Here is a 22,081-nt window from a genome sequence, read left to right on the forward strand (position 1 = left end):
TTCCTTTACCTCATCACTTCATGTAATTTTGGCATCGTCTCTTTCACAATACCTTCAAATTGTTTTACTTCTTCCATCGTGTTTTCTGGTGCCAAACTAATACGAATAGCACTTGCAGCAGCGGCATGGGGTACTCCCATTGACACTAACACTCTGCTCACTTCATTTGCTTTTGAAGAACAAGCAGACTTCGTCGATACATATACACCGTGCTCTTCTAAAGCATGAACGACCACTTCTGGTTTTAAACCAACAAATGATACATTTAAAATGTGCGGTGCTGCATATGCAAGCGACGTATTGATCGTTACATCTTCCATCTCTTTCAAGAAACGGACAAGCTCTGTTTGTAAATTGTGCAAATGAGCTATCTTTTCTTTCACTTGTTCCATTGTCATGCGAAGTGCTTTCACCATCGCTACAATGCCAGGTAAGTTTTCTGTACCAGAGCGATACTTAAGCTCTTGTTGACCACCTGATAAAATTGGATCTAACCTTACGCCGTCACGTACATAAAGAAGACCCGTTCCTTTTACACTGTGGAATTTATGTCCAGATATTGAGCAAAGATCAATATGAGAAGCATATAAATCAAGCGGTACTTTTCCTATCCCTTGTACATGGTCCACATGGAATCTTATTTTCGGATAGTTCGATAATAACGTTCCAATTTTAGCAACAGGCTGAATTGCTCCAGTCTCGTTGTTCACGTGAATAATTGACACAAGAATCGTATCTTCACGAAGTGCTCGTTTTACATCCTCTACCGATACAACACCATGCTCATTAACCGGTAAATATGTTACATCAAAACCGAGATCTTCTAATTGTTTATATGCTTCAAACACAGACGCGTGTTCAATATTTGTTGTAATGATATGTTTACCGCGCGAACGATTCCTCATCGCTATTCCTTTAATCGCAAGGTTATTCCCTTCCGTTCCACCTGATGTGAAAATAATCTCAGAAGGTTTAACGTGAAGAAGCTGCGCTGCAATCGTTCTTGATTGTGTTAATAGACGCTCTGCCTCTCCTCCAAGCGAATGAATAGAAGAAGGATTACCAAAATATTTCCCAGCAACCGTCACGTACGATTGAAGGGCTTCTGGATATGGCTTCGTCGTCGCACTATTATCAAAATAGATCATCGTTCTTCCCCTTTCAGCGCTATCACATCATATAATCATATCATAAATACGTGTCATTACGCTAAGACTACGCAAAGGTTCCGTTTTATCCCGATTAGTGAATAATAATAATTAGTGAGATCCCCCCACTGATTACAGTTTCACTTTATTTTGAAACGAATAACCTTGCTGTATTCCGCTATTCATTATAGCAACATCGCCTGCAAAATTACACAAAAAAACAAACCCTTATGAAAGGGTTTGTTCATTGTCTACATATTCAGCTATTTTTTGAACAACGCCAGGTTCAAGTTGCTCTAGTACAGAAGCCGCTTGTTCTAAAGCTGCATCGTATTGATATTCACGGAATAATTTCTCCGCATAATTTAAGCTCTCTGCAAGGTTCTCATCATGACTGCGGTAACGATTACCGTATTGAATTAATTTTTCAACTAAATACGCTTGTCCAATTAACTCTTCTGTCATTTCAGCTACACCATTAACAGTTGTGTACGCTTCTTCTAAACTGCTATTTACAGCGTTCATATTTAACGGTTTCACTTCTAACTGTTCATATACAGCTTGCATTGCCATTTGTCCTCTTTTTAAATCTTCCATAATGCTTTCTGGAAGACCTGGCAAATTCGACTTTTTCATAAAACGTTTCGTTTCAAAAATGATATTTCGCATTTCTTGTAACTTCTCACGCGCTTCAAATTCTTCTTTACGCATCGTTTGCAACATTTCTTTATATTCTGCATGAAGTACTTTTAACGTTTCACATTGCTCATAAACCTCTTCTAGTTCCTCACGAATAATAGAGAAGGCAATATCTTGTTCCGCAACGCGTAATTGCAGCATTTCAAAACGTTTCATTAAAATGTGCATTTGCTTTTCAATTACTTTTTGAGACTCAATGTCCTTATCTTGTAACTGATAACTTTGTTTCACAAGTTGTGTTTCTGCTTTTGTTTCAATCGTTTCAATGCGAATTTCTTCTAAGTCTTCATAAACAGAAAGTGTTTTTTGCTCCACATAATGTCTCGCATGTACTTCTTGTTCTAATTGATCATAGAAGCCATCTAAACGCGTTTTTAAGTTTTCTACTTTTTCAGCTGCTTCCGTTATATGAAGCTCCTGTATATCCATTAAACATGTTTGTAGTTGTGTCGTCATATCACGAACTTCTTTAGGGACTTCCAAATACTCTAATACATAACCTTGTCTTACCATGTCATTATGTCCGTGTAATAAATCTTCCAGCTGAACTGGTAACGTCGCTTGACACTCTACCAATAAATCTGGAATTTGATGAATAATGATTTCTAAGTTTGCTAAACCTTCTTCTAAACTAATGACAATTTCTCTCGCCTTTAAGTAGTCGCCATTATCTGTTGCCTCTTCAAAGCTTTTAAACTTATTAGATTCAGCATCTAGCATCTCTTCGATTTTCTGCTCTGCTGCTCCATACATATGTCTATGAGCAAGAACACTCTTCTTCATACTACGATATGTATCACGTAACCCCTCAATTTCCGAGCTATTTTTTTCATGGCTTTCTAACAATTGCTGTAATTCATTTAAAATGTCTGTAATACGATTATCAGCGTCATCTAAACCACTTATGGATTCATTCATCGCATGCTTTGCTTTTCGGAAGGAGAATTGCGAGGCGAATTTTCGCGCTTGCGCTAAATCTTTGTCTGCTTTCGGAAGGGTTGTTGATACAATCTCATCCCATTCTTCACGCCATTTACCAAACAGTTCTTCTGTTTGACCTGTCATATTTAAGTCTTTCACCCGTTTTAGTTCATCTGCCACAGGCTTATCTTTTATCTCTTGTTTCCACTGCTCCAGTGCTTCAATATCTTTATATGAACGATTTCTTATCACAAGCTCTATCATGAGCAGCACTAGAATAGAGCTTACTACAATGATAACGATCGTCAGGATAGAATCCATGCAAAAAAGCCTCCTAGTTATATCTCTTTTTTTGTCCGTTCCGTTTATGAAATGGAAGGCATTATGTATAAAAAGGGAATCCCCCTATATTTAACAACTAACAATGTACTAATCATACCATGTAATGGCGTGTTTTTGACCTAGTTTTTTTTAAAATTTCATGTTTCTTTCAATGCAATTGTAATCTTTCTCAATCTTCTGTTTGGATTATCTCCCATCATCAAATGATTGTAATAACAGGTTCTCTTTCATATGAGATACGAAATAAATTTTGCGCACAAGTGGTGGCTCAATTGAAATCGCATGCACATTTCCTTGCTTTACCGCTTGCTCTACTGCGATTTCTGGAAGTAACGTAATACCAAGTCCAGCTCCGACCATTGCAAGCATCGGTTCTGCATAAGAAGTTTCAAATGCAATGATTGGTTTCGCACCTATCCCTTGAAACATATTCGTAATCATTTTCCTTACATCACAAATTTCTGGATATACGATTAACTTTTCATTTTGCAAATCTTCCATTCGGATTACTATTTTCTCTTTATAAAGATGATCACTTGAAACTACACAAACAATTTTTTCTTCTCGCATTTCTTTTATACACGTAGCGTCTTCTACTACTAAATCGACGAACATCGCTTCAATCTTCCGCTCTTTAAAGAGTCCCATTAGTACTTTCGTATGCTCAATTTTCCATTCTACTTCGAATCCTTCACCTAATACATCTTTACATTTTGATATATAATGCGCTGCTAAACTTGGCAATATGCCTATAGAAATTTTCCGCTTCTCTTGAAAATTCTTCATTTCGGCTTTCACTTCATGGATGTGTTCCAAAATCGGTAACATTCTTGTTATAAATAACTCTCCAGCTTCTGTTAATTCCACTCCTTGCGCGGAACGCTTCAGTAAAGTAACCTCTAAATCCGCTTCTAACCTTTGAATTTGCTTACTAAGCGCCGGTTGAGAAATATGTAAAAGCTTACTCGCCTTTGATAAACTTCGCGTATTCTTCACTTCAATAAACGATCGTACTGCTTCCAAATCCATCGTACACACCTCTAACAAAAAGTTATAACTGTCATAAAAAATCGATATTTCCCTCTATAAACAATTACTCTTTATACTTATTTCATCAACTTACTATAACGAAATGAAAAGGGGAAAGATACTCTTGGACAAAAAACAAATGCTACTCGGATCCCTCCTATGCTTACTTGCCGTAACGGCTTGGGGATTTATGTTTCCTGTCATGGCAAATGCTCTGCAGTTTATTGATCCGTTCTTCTTCACAACTATCCGATACGGATCAGCAGCTATTATTTTTCTTATTTTGCTATTCATTACTGAAGGAAAAACTTCACTCCACTTAGAAAAAAGAACACTTTCGTTATTCTTTTACGGAACAGTCGGTTTCGCTGGATATGGTTTTCTCATTTTTTACGGCCAACAACTTGCCGGGCCTTCTGGGGCCATTCATGCTGCGATGATTCAATCTCTTATGCCGCTCATCGCTTTATTATTGCAGTGGATAACAAAAAACAAACGCCCGCAAAACTACACATTCCTTTGTATGTTCGTTGCATTGCTCGGTGTTATGCTTGTCATTTCAAAAGGAAATATTCACTTATTATTTGGAGCTGCCAGTCACCTCTCAACAAATATACTTATGCTATGCGGCGTTACTTGCTGGGTCATTTATACGAACGGTGGTGCTCGTTTTCAATCTTGGTCACCACTTCGATATACGACGTTAACTTGTTTATTCGGCTCCATTTCACTCATCGTTATCGTCACTTTCTTCACTTACACAAACATCGTTACTATGCCGTCACTTCGTACAATTATGAGCGTTCGTTTTGAACTCTTGTATATGTCGATTGTTGCAGGTGTTATCGCTGTATTTTGCTGGAACACAGGAAATCGCTATATTTCATCTATTAACGGCATATTATTTATGAATTTAGTTCCTGTACTTGCACTTATCGGTTCCATCTTTCGAGGTTATACAGTCGACAAAATTGAAATTTCCGGAGCCTCATTAACAATTATCGCGCTCTTATGCAACAATGTATGGCAAAGGAAAGAAAGCCCAAAAATCCCCACCTCAGTTCGTTAGGTGGGGATTTTTCACATATGAACAGCTCTTGGCAATTCATAGTACATATTCGTTATACATAATGTTTGCTCCATCCATTGCTCAATTTCTTTCGTGTACATGTCTATGAAAAATGTCTCAGACGGAAAAGAATGCAGCACTTCTGATATATATTGCGGATATAAAAACGGCATATTCATCATGCCTTTTAATTGCGTCATAAACATTGTAAAAGATACCTTTTTAAATTCCTGCTTCATTTGTCCCTGTCTAATCATTTGCTCTATATAATATCTTTCTTTAGAAAAGTAAATGGTCATCACTTCGCGAATTAATGTCGTATCAAGTGAAAGCTCTCGGTAGAAGAAACGTGTCAGTTCCCTATTTTCAAATTGATATCGTAAAATCCCGCGCACCATTTGCACCATCACATCTTTAGCCGACAAATATTCTCTCTGTTCGAACGACATTTCAATCACATGAATATATCCTTCTAAAAAGTCAGTAATAAGCTGTTCTAATAAACCTTGCTTTCCAGCAAAATAATATGAAATATTCGCTACATTCACATCCGCTCGCTTTGCAATTTCTCGCACCGACGTTCCATCATAACCTTTCGTGTTAAACAACGATATTGCCGCATCAATTACTTTTTGTTTCGTCTGTTTCATGCGCTCACTTCCTCTCACTGAACAGCTATAGTTTAAATTTCTTGACTTTTAAGACAAATTCCTTTAATTTTCTATCGACAAAGTCATGTGAAATACATCGTATTTTGCTAATTTTTTACACATCTCGATAAAAAGGGAGTTGTTTCCATGTTTACAAAAGAAAGTTATGCAGGTTCTCGTGAAGAGCAATACGAGACAGTAATTAAACAACTGGATGCATTATTAACTGGCGAACCGAACGTAGTCGCAAACTTATCAAATGCGTCCGCATTATTAAATCAATTTTTAGATCGTGTGAATTGGGTTGGCTTTTATGTAACAGACGGAAATCAGCTTGTTCTTGGACCTTTCCAAGGAATGCCCGCTTGCGTGCGCATTCCATTTGGACGAGGCGTTTGCGGCGCAGCAGCCGAAACGAAAACAACGCAACTTGTAGCAGACGTTCACCAATTTCCAGGACATATCGCTTGCGACAGTGCTTCGAATTCAGAAATCGTTGTACCGATCGTGAAAGAAGGAACTGTCATTGGTGTACTTGATATTGATAGCCCTGAAAAAAATCGTTTTGATGAAGTAGATCAGCGCTATTTAGAAAAGTTTGTGGAAACACTCCTAAAACATATTTAAAAAAGAAAAGAGTGAGTTATCGATTGCGTACATCACGTACGAAACCGATAGCTCACTCTTTTTTATTGATTACTAACAGTAGATATTTTCTTTAGTGCCTGCTCTAAATCAGAAACGATATCCTCCCATGATTCTAAACCGACAGATAAACGTATTAAATTATCGTAAATACCCATTTCTTGTCTTAGCTCAGCTGGAATCGCAGCGTGTGTCATCGTTGCTGGGTGCTGAATTAACGTTTCTGTATCTCCTAAACTTACCGCAATTGTAATAAAATGAAGGTCATTGATAAACGCTTGCGTCTCTTCTTTCCCGCCTTTTACCGAAAAAGAAATCACACCGCCCCCCCGTTTCATTTGATGAGATGCTAACTCACCTTCTGGATACCAAACACCTTCTACCGCATCATGATTTTTCAGAAACGATACAATTTTTTCGGCATTATCACAATGACGGTCCATTCTTACCGCTAACGTCTTTAATCCGCGTAATAATAACCACGCATCAAACGGCGCCATAATACCACCGATATCTTTTCGCATCGGGCGAATTTTTTCAGCTAATGCTTTCGTTTTACAAATCGTTACACCCGCCACAACATCGCCATGACCACCAATATATTTTGTCGCACTATGAACGACCGCGTCACAACCAAGCTCAAGCGGTCTTTGTAAATAAGGTGAACAAAACGTATTATCGACAACGACAAGTAAGCCGTTTCGCTTCGCAACCCGAATAACTTGTTTTAAATCGATTAATTTCATCGTTGGATTAATCGGTGTTTCAACGAAAATAAGCTTTGTATTTGGACGAATCTTATTTTCAATATCAGCCTCTGTCTCCATATCACAAAACGAATGCGTAATCATAAATTTCTCTTCTAACACTTCTAAAAAACCGTACGTGCACCCGTATAATCCGTTTGAACAAATAATATGATCTCCAGCTTTTAGAAAACCAATTAACGTTGCTGAAATAGCTGCCATACCGGATCCGAAAGCAAGAGCTTCTTCTCCCCCTTCTAACACCGCCATACGTTCTTCAAATAATTTTACGGTTGGATTTCCAAGTCTTGAGTAAATATAAGACGGATCCACTCCCGCAAAACTTGCCTCCCCTTGCTGCGCAGTCTCAAATGTAAATGTAGACGTTTGAAATAACGGTGGTGTTAAACTTCCTTTATGTTCCTCAGATGTATACCCGTGATGAATTAACGCTGTCTCCATATGCTTCTTTTTCATAAAAACATCCCCTTTTATGTTTTTATCCCGCATATTCATCAACAAAAAATTAATGAACATTTTTTACTACATTTTATGTAAGCGTTTTATTTGTGTTTCTATCACTTCTTGTATATCGTTTTAAATTCCTTCTTATTAATTTCCAAAATTTATATGCATAAAACAAAAACGTACTCGCTTGACGAAACTCTGGGTAAAAGATATAATAGCGTTTGTGTAAAATAAAAAGGCAGCCTTGTAATGTGAGTTTATCGTTTGTATTTTGTTCCTCTACGGAGGTGTATCTCGTAACTCCCTGCTGCTGGAGCGAAGGTACATGAAAACAAAATGCCCGTAAATATCGATTACGTCTGTTTTTATTTTACGTAAATAAAAACATTTTTAAAGGAGGAGTCAACTATGGCTCGTTATACAGGTCCAGCTTGGAAACTGTCTCGTCGTCTTGGAATCTCTCTAAGCGGCACAGGAAAAGAATTAGAAAAACGCCCTTACGCACCAGGTCCTCACGGTCCTAACCAACGTAAGAAACTTTCAGAATACGGTTTACAATTACAAGAGAAACAAAAACTTCGTCACATGTACGGCATGACTGAGCGTCAATTCCGTCGCACATTTGACCAAGCAGGTAAAATGCCTGGTAAGCACGGCGAAAACTTCATGATCCTTCTTGAAGCTCGTCTTGACAACCTAGTTTACCGTATGGGCTTAGCTCGCACTCGTCGTGCAGCTCGCCAATTAGTAAACCACGGCCACATCACAGTTGATGGATCTCGCGTAGATATCCCATCTTACCGTGTAAAACCTGGTCAAACAATCAGCGTTCGCGAAAAATCTAACAGCCTTGTTGTTGTTAAAGAAGCGATCGAAGTTAACAACTTCGTACCAGAATACTTAACTTTCGATGCTGATAAATTAGAAGCTACTTACACTCGTCACGCTGAGCGTTCTGAGTTAGCAGCTGAAATCAACGAAGCATTAATCGTAGAGTTCTACTCTCGTTAATCTCGGTACTCTGCAAAGAGTATTATTAAAAGCCTTAGGAACCTTGTTTATCAAGGGGCCTGGGCTTTTTTTATTGAATATAGCCGATTGTATGTATAGAAATAAAACAATGTAACAAAATAAAAAAGAACTGCAAGTCTATAGTTAATAAAAATTAACCCTCTCTCTAGAATTTCATCAATTTTTTATCCACATTAATAAAAACCTCCCCCTTCTTCTAACACTTAAAAATACTATATTCTCCCCCATAACTCATTTTTCTTTGCTATACTCTCCTTTCGTTAACATGATTTTTACAACGTATTTATTTGTATATAATCTATACCTTCCCTTTTTCTATTTACATTCAACCTTAAAAACCTCTTCATCACCAGAGCATCCGAATAAGATTAAAAAACTTAATGAACAAGCAACTTTTCAGCTCAATAATCAGAATATTACATTTACAACAACTCCCTTAAATTGGTATTATTTTCTTGTAAGGGGAGGGAAAGTTCATGTCTTTAAATATGTATCTCGGTGAAGTACAAGCTCAAACAGAAAGTATGAATGCTTTCTGTAACGCTACTATTCAAGGAATGGAACAAATTATTCATTCTATTGACGCTTTTGCATTGGATACTGTTCTACAAGGACAAACATATAGTAGTGCAAAAGCATATTTCTTACAAACCTTTCGTCCGTTAGCACAAGGAATCATTTACTTATGCGAAGAATTAATCCGTCAAAATGATGCTTTTCCAAGAGACTTTCAATCACAGGTAGCTTCTACAGATGTTATCGAACAAGAAATAAGAGAACAAATCCAAGAAATCAATCAAACCATTGCAAGTATAGAAGCAATAGAGGTACTTACACCAATGCCTGGAGTAGACTCAATTGTGGCTGTTTTAATTACGATGAGAAAAAAGCTTGATGAAAAACTAGAGCGTCTACATGAATTCGATTATACATCCAGTAATAACTACAGCACGGCCCTTCAACTAGCAGCTAGTATTGCTATGGGTTTAGCGGAAGTCCAAAGCGGGAAAGGTTTTAGTCCGGTAAGTGGTACATTTAGTACACAAAGGTTGAATATGGAATGGATAGCCTCTATTCAAAAAATTGCAGAGGAAAGAGTTCAAGAAGCCGAAATAAAAAAAGAAATTGAAGAAAAAATGGCTTTGCAGGAACAAGAAGCTAATAGACCGTGGTACCAAAAAACAGCTATTGGCGCTTGGGAATTCTTCCAAGGAATTTGTAATTCAGCTGCTGAAAACTTTACAGGCGTGGAATTACCAATGGGCAATGAATTAGAAAACAAAACAACCTTTCAAGCCGGAAATCTTGTGGGGAATTTTGTATCAGGGGTAGGATCTATTTTTGAAATTTTGGGCGGTATAGCCATTGTAACAGGATCAAATGTTGGAACCGTATTGTTAGAAGGAGTAACTTTCGGGGCAGCATCACCAATTGTTATCCCAGCTGATTTAGTTCTTACAACCGCTGGAGCAGGTGTTGCTACACATGGTACATTTGTATGGTATAATACGATTCAAAATAGTATTGATACTCTTCAAAAATTCCAATCTTCTAGTAGAATTGCAGCTGATTTTGAAAAAGGAATTAGCAAGTTACCTAAGGAAGAACGTATTCCCAAAGTAAATAAGAAAGCGGAAGAAATCGCAAAAAACAATGGATGGGAAAGAAATAAATCATTAGAAAAAAAGAATAAAGGACGAACTATTTATACTGACCCTAAAACTAAAAAACATTACTCAGTAGATACTCAACATGGAAGATTTGAAGAACTCAATAAAAGAGGTAAACATTTAGGTGAAATTGATTTTGATTTGAAAGGAACTAAAGGACCAGATAAGTCAGGAGGGCATGACATAAATGTTAAATAAAAAAATTGAAGAAGTAAAAAGAAAATACTACGTTGAAAAAAATATAGAAGAATATCTACAAAAGTCTTCTATCAAACTAACTCTCCCTAAACAAATAATTGATTTTTGTAATAAAAATAATATTAAAATTAAAGGAGATAGCGACATAGTATTTCCTTCAAATGATTGGTATATTACTTTACCAAGTTATGTAAAAGGTGAGTTTGAAGTTGAATATACTACATATCTTATCATTTCTAAACTAGCTAATGTATATTCTATCCTTAATTCCTTTGAAATTGTAAATAAAGATGTCAATGGCATGATGCCTACTTTAACTGGAGATTCAGAGCAAGAATATACTAGATTGCAATCTCAATTAATATCAGTTATTGAAACAACTCTAAAAGCAAGCGGATATGAAAGAATTGGTTACACAGATAGTAGCCGAAAAATAGAAGGAATAAAATTTGCAGACGATGTCGCACTATTTGGTCCCGATGTAACTGTTGATGACATTCTATTTAGGGATGTACTCGATGTAACACCTGATTGATATTTAAACTAACGTTTACGTTAGCTTTTCCTTTGTTTCAAATCAAATATCATGGAAAAGGCATATTTGATTTTACTGGTGAAAATATTATAACTAAGATACTTCAAAATGAACTGTATCAAGCGGATTATACATTTGCAAAGACTTCAATTTCACGTACGAAAAAAGAAACAAATTCAGGAAAAATTTTGAGACGTATTTGAAAGAAATGAAAGGTAAATATGCTATTGAGATTAGGTTTAGGGAGGAATAATTGATGGCATATGATTTAGAACTTGAAATAAAAGAGGTACTTGAGAAAATTGATTTTGTAGAAAGATATAAATCCTTATCAGAAAAATTTCCCGATAGAACAAATACATTTGAAAACTATGAAAATCAAAAAGCTATTGAAGTATTCGAGTCTCTTGGCTATAAAGCTCGTTACAATAAAAAAGAAGACTTTTTTATTGTAGGAGAAGTAAAAAACAAAGATGTCTACACCTTTAGATTCAACATCAGCTTAAAATATGGTGTTGCTGAATTGATTTGGGAAGCATGGCATAATGGTGAAGTTAGAGCTGGAGACCCTTGGGACATATTTATAAGATTGTTATCAAATGACACGGAAAAAGTACCCGTGCTATATTTCCACAGTTACAATGAACTCAAAGAAATCATGAAAATTGCCTTTGAAATGTACGAAGATTTTAAGCGAGAATTAATTCCTATTTATTCATGATTTCACCTTAAAGATATATGAAGTAATGACCCAAAAATAAGGATAGACTTAATATTTTAGGAGGAATAACTTTTGCCTTATTCATTAAAACCTGAAATACAAGCCAGTCTTGCAAAAATTGATTTTATTAAGAGATATAAAGCCCTATCAGAAAAGTTTTCTGATAGGGAAAATACATTTGAAAACCATGAAAACGAAAAAGTAATTGAAGTATTCGAGTCTCTTGGCTATAAAGCTCGTTTTATGAAAAAAGAAAACTTTTTTATTGTTGGTGAAGTAAAGAACAAGGATTTCTATACTTTCAGATTCAATATCAGCTTAAAATATGGGCTCGTTGAATTTATTTGGGAAGCATGGCACACTGGTGAAGTTAGAACTGGAACATCTTGGGCTATGTTTGTAGACGTATTATCCAATGATACTGAAAAAGTGCTCCGTCCAGGTTTCCACAGTTATGAAGAACTCAAAGAAATCATGAAAATTGCCTTTGAAATGTACGAAGATTTTAAACGAGAATTAATTCCTATCTATTCATAATGTAAAAAGCTACCGAAGACAACTAAAACAGTTACTTCGAGTAGCTTTTATTTATATATATTAAAATTATTTATTTTCCTCTTTTTGAACATATACATAAGCATCTTTCTGCTCTTTATGTACATCCACCTTCGAATTCTCTGCAAGCTGACCCGCGTTTAGCAAAGAAAAAATAATGAGCGCTTCTAGTGACATTTTGTTTTACCACTCCTTTCTATTTGTTATACATTTATCATACCGCTTACATGTGATTTCCGTATGAACTCGAAAAGGAGATTACAACAAAAAGGTTACAGAAATATGAATGCACGCTATAATAACCATAAAATAGGAGGTTGATTCATTTTGACAATAAACCAAATGGTTCAATTGGGTAGTGCATGTATGCTGTTTATTACTTCCGCACTTATTAATTGGTATCAGGGAAGTAATTTAATAGATGATCCTGATGAATGGAAATATAGTGCCAAGTTTACGAATTACTTCAAAGGCACCGTTTCAAATTACCAAGATATTTATCAAATAGATTTCTTTATATATGCGGCAAAATTTTATCCAACAGCATTTATTGTTATGCTCATTAGCTTACTTTATATGCTCGTATTAATTCTTCATATTCTATTTACAAGAACTCGTAAGGTAATCTAAATTCACACATAAAAACCCCGAATCATAAACTTTTCAGCCTACAATTCGGGGTACTATTTGTTTATATTCGTTTCTGATTAGTAACGAATTAAGAAATATTTCTTTTTACCGCGACGAATGATTGTGAATTTACCTTCGATGCGGTCGTTTTCTGTTACAACGTAGTCTAATGCTTGTGTACGCTCACCGTTTACGTAGATTGCACCATTCGTTACATCTTCACGTGCTTGACGTTTTGATGGAGAGATTTTGCTTTCTACAAGTAAGTCGATTAATACTGTATCTTCTGCAGTACGTTCTACAGATGGTACGTCTTTGAATCCTTGTTCGATTTCGCTTGCAGTCAATTCTGCTACAGAACCGCTGAATAATGCAGCTGAAATTTTAATCGCTTGCTCTAATGCTTCTTCTCCGTGAACAAGTTTTGTCATTTCAGAACCTAACGCTTTTTGTGCTGCACGTTTTTCTGGTGCTTCAGCTACTTGCTTCTCAAGCTCAAGAATTTCTTCATGAGATAAGAATGTGAAGTATTTTAAGTATTTTACAACGTCGCGGTCATCTGTGTTAATCCAGAATTGGTAGAACTCGTAAGGAGTTGTTTTTTCTGGGTCTAACCAAATTGCGCCGCCTTCTGTTTTACCAAACTTCGTACCGTCAGATTTCGTAACTAGTGGAATTGTTAAACCAAATGCTTTCGCATCTTCTTCTGATTTACGGATTAATTCAAGACCAGCTGTAATGTTACCCCATTGGTCACTACCACCGATTTGCAAGCGGCAATTATGGTTTTGGTATAAGTTTAAGAAGTCGTATGATTGTAAAATCATATAACTAAACTCAGTGAATGAAATACCAGTATCTAAACGAGATGCTACTGTATCTTTTGCTAACATATAGTTTAAACCGAAGTTTTTACCGATATCGCGTAAGAATGAAATGACATCTAAGTTACCAAGCCAGTCATAGTTGTTAGCCATTGTTGCTGGGTTGTCCACGTTTTCAAACTCTAAGAAGTTTGAAAGTTGGTTTTTAATGCTTTCTGTGTAGTAAGCAACTGTATCTTTCGTATTTAATGTACGTTCTGCTTTTTTACCACTTGGGTCACCGATCATACCAGTACCACCGCCAACAAGTGCAATCGGTTGGTGACCAGCTAATTGGAAGCGACGTAACATTAATACTGGTAACATATGACCGATGTGTAAGCTATCCGCTGTCGGATCGAAACCACAGTATAATTTAACGCTTTCTTTTTCTAATAATTGCTCAAGTCCCTCAGCGTCTGTTTGCTGATTAATTAGACCGCGAAATTCAAGATCTTGTAAAATACCCATATCCTACATACTCTCCTTTAAGTTCATTACTGGCGTGAAGGTTGAAAACATAAAAAAATCGCCCCTTTAAATAAGGGACGATTTTGATTATCGCGTTACCACCCTAGTTGCAGGCAAAAAAAAGCCTACCACCTTATTTACATAACGGCTTAGCACCGTCTTTTCCCTTTTGAATACAATTCAATCGAAAAAAGATGCTCTAGGGGCGTAATTCGCGATCATCTATGTGCTGATTTTCACCGGCCATCAGCTCTCTAAAACAGGGAAATGATCACTACTTCTCCCTTTCCACGCTCAATTATTCATATACTTTTCTTTATACCATCATTTATATAGGCGTGTCAAATAGAGGTCGGGTTTCTCTTCTTGCCAATCCTTTACAACGTCGCAAAGAGTATCGTAATAAGAGAAAGAAGTGGAACTCCAACTATTAACGATACATGAAACACAACAGATAAATCATTCCCAATCGTCGCCTCCACAGGATCTTTCGCTGGGGAACCAAGAAATCTGATTAATCGATCGAAGCGACTTACCTTTTTTGGAAAGCCCGGTATTTCTACATGGTCACTATCTAAATGCTGTTTTAATTTATATTCACTCTTAAAGGGATTTTCGCTCAATTTCATCCACCTCCAGCAATTGTTTCAATTTCTTTATCCCGTTATGAAGTCTCGACTTCACTGTTCCAATCGGAATGTTTAATATCTCAGCAATCTCTTTTTGCTGCATATCATGATAATAAGAAAGAATAAGGACAGCTCTCTGCTCTTCCGGAACTTTCAAAATTGCTTCTCTTACTGTGAGCCGATCTTCGTGAGAAAATTCTTTTTCCTGGATCGGCACTAAAAACGGTAAAAGCGTACGCCACTTTTTTCTTCTATTTAATTTATTAATCATAAGACGATAACCAATTTGAAATAAATACGTTTTTATTTTACCTTTTTCAGGTTCATACATATGTTTCTTACGCTCTAACGTCAAAAACGTATCTTGCACAAGGTCGATACTTAATTGTTCATCTCGGTTAAATCGATACAAAAATGTGTATAGCGCTGGTTTGATTAAAACATATAGTTTTTCTCCCGCCTGTTTATCTCCACTTTGATACGCAAGCATGAGTTCCTCCTCAATCCCAATCTGCGCCATGATTTTTGATCTCCTTTATTCCTTTTAACGTTAATGAAATACGGGAAATTAAATATGCAATTGCAATGAAAACCCACAATTGTGATTGATTTGTAAAAAATTGAACATATGGGTTTTGAATCGTAAATCCCATTGCAACTAAAATATTTAACGCTTGCACACATATACATGCATACAACGCAAGGCAGACAGAAATCGTATCAAATACATTCCAACGAAAATACACTTTTGTTTTTGTAAAATCAATTTTATATCCATTTTTCCGTACTATATGTTTTCTATCAAACGGAATAATGATTGAAAACATAACACTCATTATAACTCCAGCTGTAAGCATTGATACTCTATATCCAATTGGTATCGGTAAGAAAAGCCCACAAGAAAATACGACTATAATTCCAAGTAAAGCAAAAGCAAGAAGTAATTTATTAGACATAAAAAAGCCTCCCTCATCTATTCTTTCATAAGTGTATACAGACGTGGAAGGCACTTCGTTCAAATATTATTTTATTTTTTTAATAATCTTTGCAGGATTTCCGCCAACTACTACATTGTCCGGCACATCTTTCGTTACGACGGCGCCAGATGCGATTACCGCGTTGTCTCCAATTGTTACACCAGGATTAATAACCGCTCTTCCGCCAATCCATACGTTATCACCAATTGTAACTGGTTTTCCGTATTCTGATCCGCTTATGCGCTCTACTGGGTCAAGCGGGTGTGTTGCTGTATAAATGTGAACACCTGGAGCTAACATACAGTTCACTCCGATCGTCACCGGACACACATCTAAAATCGTACAATCAAAGTTCGCGTAAAAATTTTCACCAACATGAATGTTATAACCGTAATCACATCTAAAAGAAGATTCAAGATGAATGTTATCCCCAGTCGTTCCGAATAGTTCTTTTACGATTTCGCTACGCTCTTTTAATTGTACTTCTGGCGTTTCATTTAATTTTCTCGTTAATATACGAGCTTGCTCCCTCTCTTGAACCAAAACTGGATCAGCTGGTATGTACATTTCCCCTTGTATCATCTTTTCTTTTTCTGTTTTCATTTCCTTCTCCCCTTTAACTTATATATACAAGTTTACAATAACATAAAAAAAGGTCTGAACGTTATTTCGTTCAGACCTTCCTCTCTTAATCTTCCATCGTTGATAAGTCACCTGTTGGTAAGTTTAACTCCCACGCTTTTAATACGCGGCGCATAATCTTACCACTTCTCGTTTTCGGTAATTTATCTTTAAATTCAATTTGTCTTGGCGCTGCATGAGCTGCTAGGCCTTTCTTTACAAATTGACGAATCTCTTCTTTTAATTCATCAGATGGTTCGTATCCTGCTCGAAGCGCGATAAATGCTTTAATGATTTCTCCGCGCACTGGATCAGGAATACCAATTACACCAGCCTCTGCAACAGCAGCATGCTCGATTAATTTGCTTTCTACTTCAAACGGACCAACTCGCTCACCTGACGTCATAATTACATCATCAATACGCCCTTGGAACCAGAAGTATCCATCTTCATCCATATAAGCAGAGTCACCTGATACGTACCAATCTCCCGGCATAAAGTAAGATTCATACTTTTGCTGGTTATTCCAGATTCCACGCATCATCGCTGGCCAACCTTTACCAATTGCTAAGTTACCCATTGTGTATGGAGGAACTTCATTTCCTTCATTATCAACAATCGCTGCTTTCACACCTGGAATTGGTTTACCCATTGAACCTGGACGGATTTCCATACAAGGGTAGTTACAAATAACTTGTCCACCTGTTTCTGTCATCCACCACGTATCATGAATACGAAGTCCAAATGCGTTCATACCCCAGCGAATTACTTCTGGATTTAACGGTTCACCAACGCTTAATACGTGACGAACTTGTGATAAATCATATTTTTTAATTGCGTCTTGTCCAGCTCCCATTAACATACGGAACGCTGTTGGCGCACTGTACCAAACTGTTACACCGTAATCTTGCAGTGCTTCATACCACGCATCTGGACTAAAGCGGCCACCTAAAACAACATTTGATGCCCCAACTAACCACGGTGCGAAAATACCGTAAGCTGTTCCAGTTACCCAGCCTGGGTCAGCTGTACACCAATATACATCGTCTTCTTTTAAATCTAATACCCATTTCGCCGTTTGATGGTGCTGCACCATTGCATTTTGCGCATGAAGCACACCTTTTGGTTTACCAGTAGAACCAGACGTATAATGTAGAATTAAACCGTCTTCACGGCCTAACCATTCAATATGTAATTCTTTTGAAGCTTGTTCAAATAAAGGATTGAACGCTACCGTTTTACCGCCTTCTTCTACATTATCTCCAACAAGGAAGACTGTCTTTAAAGCTGGTAAGTCATTTAATGGTACGCGCTCTAACAATTCAGGTGTTGTAATTAATACCTTTGCTTCACTATCTTCTAAACGATCGCGAACTGCGCCTTCCATAAATGCTTCAAATAGCGGACCAACGATTGCCCCTAATTTCACTGCACCAAGAAGGGCAAAATATAATTCTGGAGAACGCGGCATAAAAATAAAAACGCGATCGCCTTTTTCTACATCGCCGTAATTTTTCAGGACATTTCCTGCTTTATTAGAAAAATCCTTCATTTCCTTAAATGTATACTTCTCTTTTCGCGATCCATCTTGATAATAAAGGGCTACTTTATTTTTACGATCGGATTTCGCATGCTTATCAATTGCCTCATACGCCATATTTACTCGGCCTGTTTCATTCCAAGTAAAGTTTTTATTAACCTCTTCCCAGTTAAAATTCGCGTATGCCTCATCATAATTCGGCAAATTATTTTCTCCTTTAATGACAGGAAGCGTTTCTACTTTCATACTTTACATCCCCCTCCTATGTATTCTATTATCTATTATAATGACATTGTTTAAAATTTTCAGTATTTTTGTTGATTTTTAGACAAATTTTTAATGACAAATTTCGATTCACATCGCATATATTATAAAGTACGATATTAATAGATTCACAAACCCTCAAGGTGGTGAGTAATACATTGATTCATAAAAAAATATATAATGCTAGAAACTTAAAAACAGCGAAAGGCACTTTAATTATTGAAGGTCCTGTCTCTACACATAACTTAGAAATGTATGAATTTCATCCCGATTTAGTTGCGTTTCGTCCTGCCGAGCATCAATATAAAGCAATTGTCGAAATTTCTAAATTACCAGAAGCTCGTCTCATTATTGCTAGACATGACCAAACGATTGTTGGATATGTTACATACTTATATCCTGATCCGCTCGAACGATGGTCAGAAGGAAAGATTGAAAACTTAATTGAACTCGGGGCAATTGAAGTTGTCCCAGCCTTCCGCGGTTGCGCTGTCGGAAAGAACTTATTAGAAGTTTCAATGATGGACGATCATATGGAAGATTACATTATATTGACGACTGAATATTATTGGCACTGGGATTTAAAACAAACAGGCTTAAATGTTTGGGAGTACCGAAAAGTAATGGAAAAAATGATGAATGCTGGTGGCTTACAATGGATGGCTACAGATGATCCTGAAATTTGTTCGCATCCCGCTAACTGTTTAATGGTCCGCATCGGTAAACGCGTTGATACAGATTCTATTCAAGCATTTGATCGTCTACGTTTTCACAATCGTTTTATGTACTAATAAAGGGGGCAACTGGAATGATTGTAGAAGAAATTATGAATCAAGATGTAGTGACACTACATCCAAACGATACAATCGAAACAGCAATCCGAACGATACGCACGAAAGGCATTCGGCACATTCCAATTGTCGATCAAAATAATCATGTCGTAGGCATTATTTCTGATCGGGATGTAAGAGATGCAAGTCCGTCTATTTTAGATGAACAAGTTTCACTCGATATGCTGAAGCAACCACTTGAACTTATTATGAAACACCCTGTTATGACTTGCCATCCTCTCGATTTCGTTGAGGAAATTGCTACTTTATTTTTTGAAAATAAAATTGGCTGTCTTCCTGTTACAAAGGCAGGAAAGTTAGTTGGAATCATTTCTGAATCTACTGTACTGCACACGTTAGTGAAATTAACAGGAGCACATCAACCGAGTTCACAAATTGAAATTCAAGTAAAAAACGAACCTGGCATTCTTGGAAAAGTCGTTGCCATTTTTAGTGAGTTACAAATAAATATCGTGAGCGTTCTCGTCTACCCAGCAAAAGATGAGAATGATAAAGTACTCGTTTTCCGCATTCAAACGATGAATCCGCTAAAAGTGATTGATGCACTTGAAGCAGAAGGCTACCGCGTATTATGGCCGAATATTATGGGGATGCAAGCATGAGTAGCGCGTTTATTTATTCGGATGACTTTCGGGGCTATTCATTTAGCCCTGATCATCCTTTTAACCAACTGCGCGTCACACTCACGTATGATTTATTACAAAAGGGCGGTTTTATCTCTCCCTCCCAAATCATCTCACCACGAATGGCTACAGATGAAGAGATCGCCTACGTTCATACAGAGGAATACATAAATGCGGTAAAACGTGCTGGAGAAGGTAAGTTAGAAAAATCAATTGCGATGACATATGGACTCGGAACAGAAGATACACCGATGTTTCCAAATATGCACGAAGCAAGCGCATTACTCGTTGGCGGTACGTTAACTGCTGTCGATGCTGTTCTTTCCGGGAAAGTAAAACACGCACTTAATTTAGGCGGCGGCTTACATCACGGCTTCCGCGGCAAGGCGTCTGGATTTTGCATTTATAACGATAGTTCCATCGCAATGAAATATATACAGAAAAAATACGGTTTACGTGTTTTATATATTGATACAGATGCTCATCACGGTGATGGTGTACAGTGGTCTTTTTACGACGATCCTAACGTATGCACCATTTCACTACATGAAACTGGGCGCTATTTATTCCCTGGAACTGGCGCTGTAAATGAACGCGGACAAGGTAATGGCTATAGTTATTCTTTTAACGTTCCACTCGATGCTTTTACAGAAGACGAATCGTTTTTAAATTCCTATCGAACTGTCGTAAAAGAAGTTGCCGCATATTTTAAACCGGATATTATTTTAACGCAAAACGGCGCTGACGCACATTATTACGACCCACTTACACATCTTTGCGCAACGATGAATATTTACCGTGAAATACCGAAGCTCGCTCGCGAAATCGCTAACGAATATTGTGAAGGTCGCTGGATCGCTGTCGGCGGTGGTGGCTATGACCACTGGCGCGTCGTCCCAAGAGCTTGGGCACTCATTTGGCTCGAAATGAACAACATCCAAAACATCTCAGGTTATCTCCCTCCAGAATGGATTGACGCTTGGAAAGGACAAGCTGAAACAGAACTTCCCCTCACATGGGAAGATCCAGACAACATGTATAAACCGATCCCCCGTAAACCAGAAATTGAAGAAAAGAACGCATTAACTGTAACGAAATCCCTTGAAATAATTCGGAATAATATGACAAAATCTTTGTACTAAACGAAAAGGAGGCTCGTTTTTGAATAGCCTCCTTTTATTTATTGTCGGCTTTTGTCGGTAAGTCGATATATTTCGAGTTGCGCTGATATATTTTATTTCATAATTAACTGGTCCAACTTTTATGAGAAAAGGTAGTGATATTATGTGGACACAACAAATAATTAACACGAAACGTGGCACATTTGAACTCTTTACAAAAGGAAATGGCGAGCCACTTTGTATTACACATCACTATTCACAATTTAATGAAACTGGTGATTACTTTGCAGATGTTTTCACTGCTACGCATCGTGTATTCCTCATTAATTTACGAGACGCTGGTAACTCAGCAAAAGCCAATTCAGAAAAAGAATTAAGTATGATTGAAACAGTTCACGACTTAGAAGCAATACGAGAAGCTTTACAACTCCCAACATGGCATTTCGCCGGTCATTCAACAGGTGGTATGCTTGGACTTTTATATGCGATTACATATCCAAATTCCTTACAATCATTAGCCTTGGCCGGAGCCGCAGCAAGTAACTATACCGAAACACCATTTTGTATTTATCACCCCGCACATCCACAGTTTCATTATATGCAAAAGCTCATCGAAAACTTAAAAACTCCTCACCTTACAAATGCAGAAAGAAAAGAACTATCTACTAATAGGACAAAATTATCATTGTATAAACCCGAAAACCATAACTCTTATTTTAGTAAACCAATCAAAAAAACAATGTCCGCTAGCCGGATGAATGCTTTCGCCAATGAATATCCTTCATTTGATTTAAGAGAGCATTTACCTTCCATCCAAACAAAGACACTTATTATATGCGGAAGACATGATGTACAGTGCCCAATTCAGTATTCTATTGAGATGCATGATGGCATACGTAATTCTATCTTTGTGATATTTGAGGAGAGTAACCATTATCCTTTTTTAGAAGAATCTGCTCAGTTTACTTCTACTACTCAAATATTTTATAAATCGTTACACTAGTACCGCTATTATTAAGGAAAGCTCACAGTCTCTATAAGACTATGAGCTTTTTCAAAAGAA

Annotated in this window: 24 protein-coding genes and 1 other annotated feature; of the genes, 12 read left to right on the plus strand and 12 right to left on the minus strand. The window is 37.0% G+C overall.

The genetic code is table 11. The features are described 5' to 3' along the window. Positions 1-5 precede the first annotated feature (5 nt). The 3 genes from FS802_RS23155 to FS802_RS23165 all read right to left on the minus strand — a co-directional run bounded on the left by FS802_RS23155 (position 6) and on the right by FS802_RS23165 (position 4,139). On the minus strand, positions 6-1,148 hold the full coding sequence (locus tag FS802_RS23155; protein WP_000638970.1) for a cysteine desulfurase family protein: 1,143 nt from the start codon (positions 1,146-1,148) through the stop codon (positions 6-8). Between the two features lie 228 nt (positions 1,149-1,376). Next, positions 1,377-3,089, minus strand: coding sequence for a septation ring formation regulator EzrA (gene ezrA / locus FS802_RS23160; protein ID WP_000377307.1), 1,713 nt, complete (start codon positions 3,087-3,089; stop codon positions 1,377-1,379). Between the two features lie 207 nt (positions 3,090-3,296). Further along, on the minus strand, positions 3,297-4,139 hold the full coding sequence (locus FS802_RS23165; RefSeq protein ID WP_098720313.1) for a LysR family transcriptional regulator: 843 nt from the start codon (positions 4,137-4,139) through the stop codon (positions 3,297-3,299). Positions 4,140-4,263: 124 nt separating this feature from the next. On the opposite strand from FS802_RS23165, the gene FS802_RS23170 reads away from it, so the two are divergent. After that, complete coding sequence (locus tag FS802_RS23170; protein ID WP_000358805.1) at positions 4,264-5,208, plus strand: DMT family transporter; 945 nt, start codon at positions 4,264-4,266, stop codon at positions 5,206-5,208. Between the two features lie 11 nt (positions 5,209-5,219). On the opposite strand, the gene refZ is transcribed toward FS802_RS23170, so the two are convergent. Beyond that, positions 5,220-5,858, minus strand: a complete 639-nt coding sequence (gene refZ / locus FS802_RS23175; RefSeq protein ID WP_000814938.1) for a forespore capture DNA-binding protein RefZ — start codon at positions 5,856-5,858, stop codon at positions 5,220-5,222. A 147-nt stretch (positions 5,859-6,005) separates the two neighbouring features. Here refZ and FS802_RS23180 point away from each other — a divergent pair, with 147 nt between their 5' ends. After that, a complete protein-coding gene (locus FS802_RS23180) occupies positions 6,006-6,485 on the plus strand; it encodes a GAF domain-containing protein (RefSeq protein WP_000494316.1) in 480 nt (159 codons plus the stop codon). Positions 6,486-6,547: 62 nt separating this feature from the next. On the opposite strand, the gene megL is transcribed toward FS802_RS23180, so the two are convergent. Next, positions 6,548-7,726 carry a methionine gamma-lyase gene (megL, locus tag FS802_RS23185; protein WP_098654460.1) on the minus strand — a complete coding sequence of 393 codons (1,179 nt, stop codon included), beginning with the start codon at positions 7,724-7,726 and terminating at the stop codon, positions 6,548-6,550. 399 nt (positions 7,727-8,125) lie between these two features. Between megL and rpsD the strand changes: the two genes are divergently transcribed. From rpsD to FS802_RS23215, 5 genes are all read left to right on the plus strand, one after another. Next, positions 8,126-8,728: a 30S ribosomal protein S4 gene (gene rpsD / locus FS802_RS23190; RefSeq protein ID WP_000135322.1), complete on the plus strand. Its 603-nt coding sequence runs from the start codon at positions 8,126-8,128 to the stop codon at positions 8,726-8,728. 497 nt (positions 8,729-9,225) lie between these two features. After that, positions 9,226-10,617, plus strand: a complete 1,392-nt coding sequence (locus FS802_RS23195; protein ID WP_002096281.1) for a T7SS effector LXG polymorphic toxin — start codon at positions 9,226-9,228, stop codon at positions 10,615-10,617. Continuing rightward, a complete protein-coding gene (locus FS802_RS23200; RefSeq protein ID WP_000932708.1) occupies positions 10,607-11,152 on the plus strand; it encodes a hypothetical protein in 546 nt (181 codons plus the stop codon). Before FS802_RS23195 ends, FS802_RS23200 begins: the two co-directional genes overlap by 11 nt. Positions 11,153-11,408: 256 nt before the next feature. After that, the gene (locus FS802_RS23210; RefSeq protein ID WP_000312812.1) at positions 11,409-11,873 is read left to right on the plus strand and encodes a hypothetical protein; all 465 of its coding nucleotides are present in this window, start codon (positions 11,409-11,411) and stop codon (positions 11,871-11,873) included. A gap of 72 nt (positions 11,874-11,945) precedes the next feature. After that, positions 11,946-12,410 (plus strand): hypothetical protein, encoded by a 465-nt coding sequence (locus FS802_RS23215; RefSeq protein WP_001147016.1) that lies wholly within the window; start codon positions 11,946-11,948, stop codon positions 12,408-12,410. 66 nt (positions 12,411-12,476) lie between these two features. Here the strand turns inward: FS802_RS23215 and FS802_RS23220 are convergent, their stop codons facing one another. Further along, positions 12,477-12,605, minus strand: coding sequence for a hypothetical protein (locus FS802_RS23220; RefSeq protein ID WP_000050944.1), 129 nt, complete (start codon positions 12,603-12,605; stop codon positions 12,477-12,479). 150 nt (positions 12,606-12,755) lie between these two features. On the opposite strand from FS802_RS23220, the gene FS802_RS23225 reads away from it, so the two are divergent. Next, the gene (locus FS802_RS23225; RefSeq protein ID WP_000154637.1) at positions 12,756-13,058 is read left to right on the plus strand and encodes a YjdJ family protein; all 303 of its coding nucleotides are present in this window, start codon (positions 12,756-12,758) and stop codon (positions 13,056-13,058) included. A 77-nt stretch (positions 13,059-13,135) separates the two neighbouring features. Here the strand turns inward: FS802_RS23225 and tyrS are convergent, their stop codons facing one another. From tyrS to acsA, 6 genes are all read right to left on the minus strand, one after another. After that, a complete protein-coding gene (tyrS, locus tag FS802_RS23230; protein WP_000512075.1) occupies positions 13,136-14,392 on the minus strand; it encodes a tyrosine--tRNA ligase in 1,257 nt (418 codons plus the stop codon). Between the two features lie 70 nt (positions 14,393-14,462). Further along, positions 14,463-14,692 (minus strand) — a binding site (T-box leader). Positions 14,693-14,769: 77 nt separating this feature from the next. Continuing rightward, on the minus strand, positions 14,770-15,015 hold the full coding sequence (locus tag FS802_RS23235) for a hypothetical protein (RefSeq protein ID WP_001293791.1): 246 nt from the start codon (positions 15,013-15,015) through the stop codon (positions 14,770-14,772). After that, entirely contained in the window at positions 14,996-15,541 is a 546-nt protein-coding gene (locus FS802_RS23240; RefSeq protein ID WP_000057190.1) for an RNA polymerase sigma factor, read from the minus strand. The genes FS802_RS23235 and FS802_RS23240 overlap by 20 nt, the downstream gene beginning before the upstream one ends. Next, positions 15,522-15,977, minus strand: a complete 456-nt coding sequence (locus FS802_RS23245) for a hypothetical protein (protein WP_000066432.1) — start codon at positions 15,975-15,977, stop codon at positions 15,522-15,524. The genes FS802_RS23240 and FS802_RS23245 overlap by 20 nt, the downstream gene beginning before the upstream one ends. Before the next feature lie 66 nt (positions 15,978-16,043). Then, complete coding sequence (locus FS802_RS23250) at positions 16,044-16,601, minus strand: maltose acetyltransferase domain-containing protein (RefSeq protein WP_000845599.1); 558 nt, start codon at positions 16,599-16,601, stop codon at positions 16,044-16,046. A gap of 85 nt (positions 16,602-16,686) precedes the next feature. Further along, a complete protein-coding gene (gene acsA, locus FS802_RS23255) occupies positions 16,687-18,405 on the minus strand; it encodes an acetate--CoA ligase (protein WP_098654458.1) in 1,719 nt (572 codons plus the stop codon). Between the two features lie 176 nt (positions 18,406-18,581). On the opposite strand from acsA, the gene acuA reads away from it, so the two are divergent. The 4 genes from acuA (at position 18,582) to FS802_RS23275 (ending at position 22,021) form a co-directional block, all read left to right on the plus strand. Continuing rightward, positions 18,582-19,214, plus strand: a complete 633-nt coding sequence (acuA, locus tag FS802_RS23260; protein ID WP_098654457.1) for an acetoin utilization protein acetyltransferase AcuA — start codon at positions 18,582-18,584, stop codon at positions 19,212-19,214. A 17-nt stretch (positions 19,215-19,231) separates the two neighbouring features. Next, a complete protein-coding gene (locus tag FS802_RS23265) occupies positions 19,232-19,876 on the plus strand; it encodes an acetoin utilization AcuB family protein (protein WP_000634568.1) in 645 nt (214 codons plus the stop codon). Next, on the plus strand, positions 19,873-21,039 hold the full coding sequence (acuC, locus tag FS802_RS23270; protein WP_000092828.1) for an acetoin utilization protein AcuC: 1,167 nt from the start codon (positions 19,873-19,875) through the stop codon (positions 21,037-21,039). Before FS802_RS23265 ends, acuC begins: the two co-directional genes overlap by 4 nt. A 121-nt stretch (positions 21,040-21,160) precedes the next feature. After that, entirely contained in the window at positions 21,161-22,021 is an 861-nt protein-coding gene (locus FS802_RS23275) for an alpha/beta fold hydrolase (protein WP_141537767.1), read from the plus strand. The last annotated feature ends 60 nt before the right edge of the window (positions 22,022-22,081 follow it).

The sequence above is a fragment of the Bacillus sp. DE0042 genome, assembly GCF_007680225.1.
In the GTDB taxonomy this organism is placed as follows: domain Bacteria; phylum Bacillota; class Bacilli; order Bacillales; family Bacillaceae_G; genus Bacillus_A; species Bacillus_A wiedmannii.

Bases quoted from the DNA above. Each gene is read 5' to 3' on its own strand.
- FS802_RS23155 (WP_000638970.1), bottom strand. From the start codon at position 1,148: ATGATCTATTTTGATAATAGTGCGACGACGAAGCCATATCCAGAAGCC.
- ezrA (WP_000377307.1), bottom strand. From the start codon at position 3,089: ATGGATTCTATCCTGACGATCGTTATCATTGTAGTAAGCTCTATTCTA.
- FS802_RS23165 (WP_098720313.1), bottom strand. From the start codon at position 4,139: ATGGATTTGGAAGCAGTACGATCGTTTATTGAAGTGAAGAATACGCGA.
- refZ (WP_000814938.1), bottom strand. From the start codon at position 5,858: ATGAAACAGACGAAACAAAAAGTAATTGATGCGGCAATATCGTTGTTT.
- FS802_RS23180 (WP_000494316.1), top strand. From the start codon at position 6,006: ATGTTTACAAAAGAAAGTTATGCAGGTTCTCGTGAAGAGCAATACGAG.
- megL (WP_098654460.1), bottom strand. From the start codon at position 7,726: ATGAAAAAGAAGCATATGGAGACAGCGTTAATTCATCACGGGTATACA.
- rpsD (WP_000135322.1), top strand. From the start codon at position 8,126: ATGGCTCGTTATACAGGTCCAGCTTGGAAACTGTCTCGTCGTCTTGGA.
- FS802_RS23195 (WP_002096281.1), top strand. From the start codon at position 9,226: ATGTCTTTAAATATGTATCTCGGTGAAGTACAAGCTCAAACAGAAAGT.
- FS802_RS23200 (WP_000932708.1), top strand. From the start codon at position 10,607: ATGTTAAATAAAAAAATTGAAGAAGTAAAAAGAAAATACTACGTTGAA.
- FS802_RS23210 (WP_000312812.1), top strand. From the start codon at position 11,409: ATGGCATATGATTTAGAACTTGAAATAAAAGAGGTACTTGAGAAAATT.
- FS802_RS23220 (WP_000050944.1), bottom strand. From the start codon at position 12,605: ATGTCACTAGAAGCGCTCATTATTTTTTCTTTGCTAAACGCGGGTCAG.
- tyrS (WP_000512075.1), bottom strand. From the start codon at position 14,392: ATGGGTATTTTACAAGATCTTGAATTTCGCGGTCTAATTAATCAGCAA.
- FS802_RS23240 (WP_000057190.1), bottom strand. From the start codon at position 15,541: ATGGCGCAGATTGGGATTGAGGAGGAACTCATGCTTGCGTATCAAAGT.
- FS802_RS23245 (WP_000066432.1), bottom strand. From the start codon at position 15,977: ATGTCTAATAAATTACTTCTTGCTTTTGCTTTACTTGGAATTATAGTC.
- FS802_RS23250 (WP_000845599.1), bottom strand. From the start codon at position 16,601: ATGAAAACAGAAAAAGAAAAGATGATACAAGGGGAAATGTACATACCA.
- acsA (WP_098654458.1), bottom strand. From the start codon at position 18,405: ATGAAAGTAGAAACGCTTCCTGTCATTAAAGGAGAAAATAATTTGCCG.
- FS802_RS23265 (WP_000634568.1), top strand. From the start codon at position 19,232: ATGATTGTAGAAGAAATTATGAATCAAGATGTAGTGACACTACATCCA.
- acuC (WP_000092828.1), top strand. From the start codon at position 19,873: ATGAGTAGCGCGTTTATTTATTCGGATGACTTTCGGGGCTATTCATTT.
- FS802_RS23275 (WP_141537767.1), top strand. From the start codon at position 21,161: ATGAGAAAAGGTAGTGATATTATGTGGACACAACAAATAATTAACACG.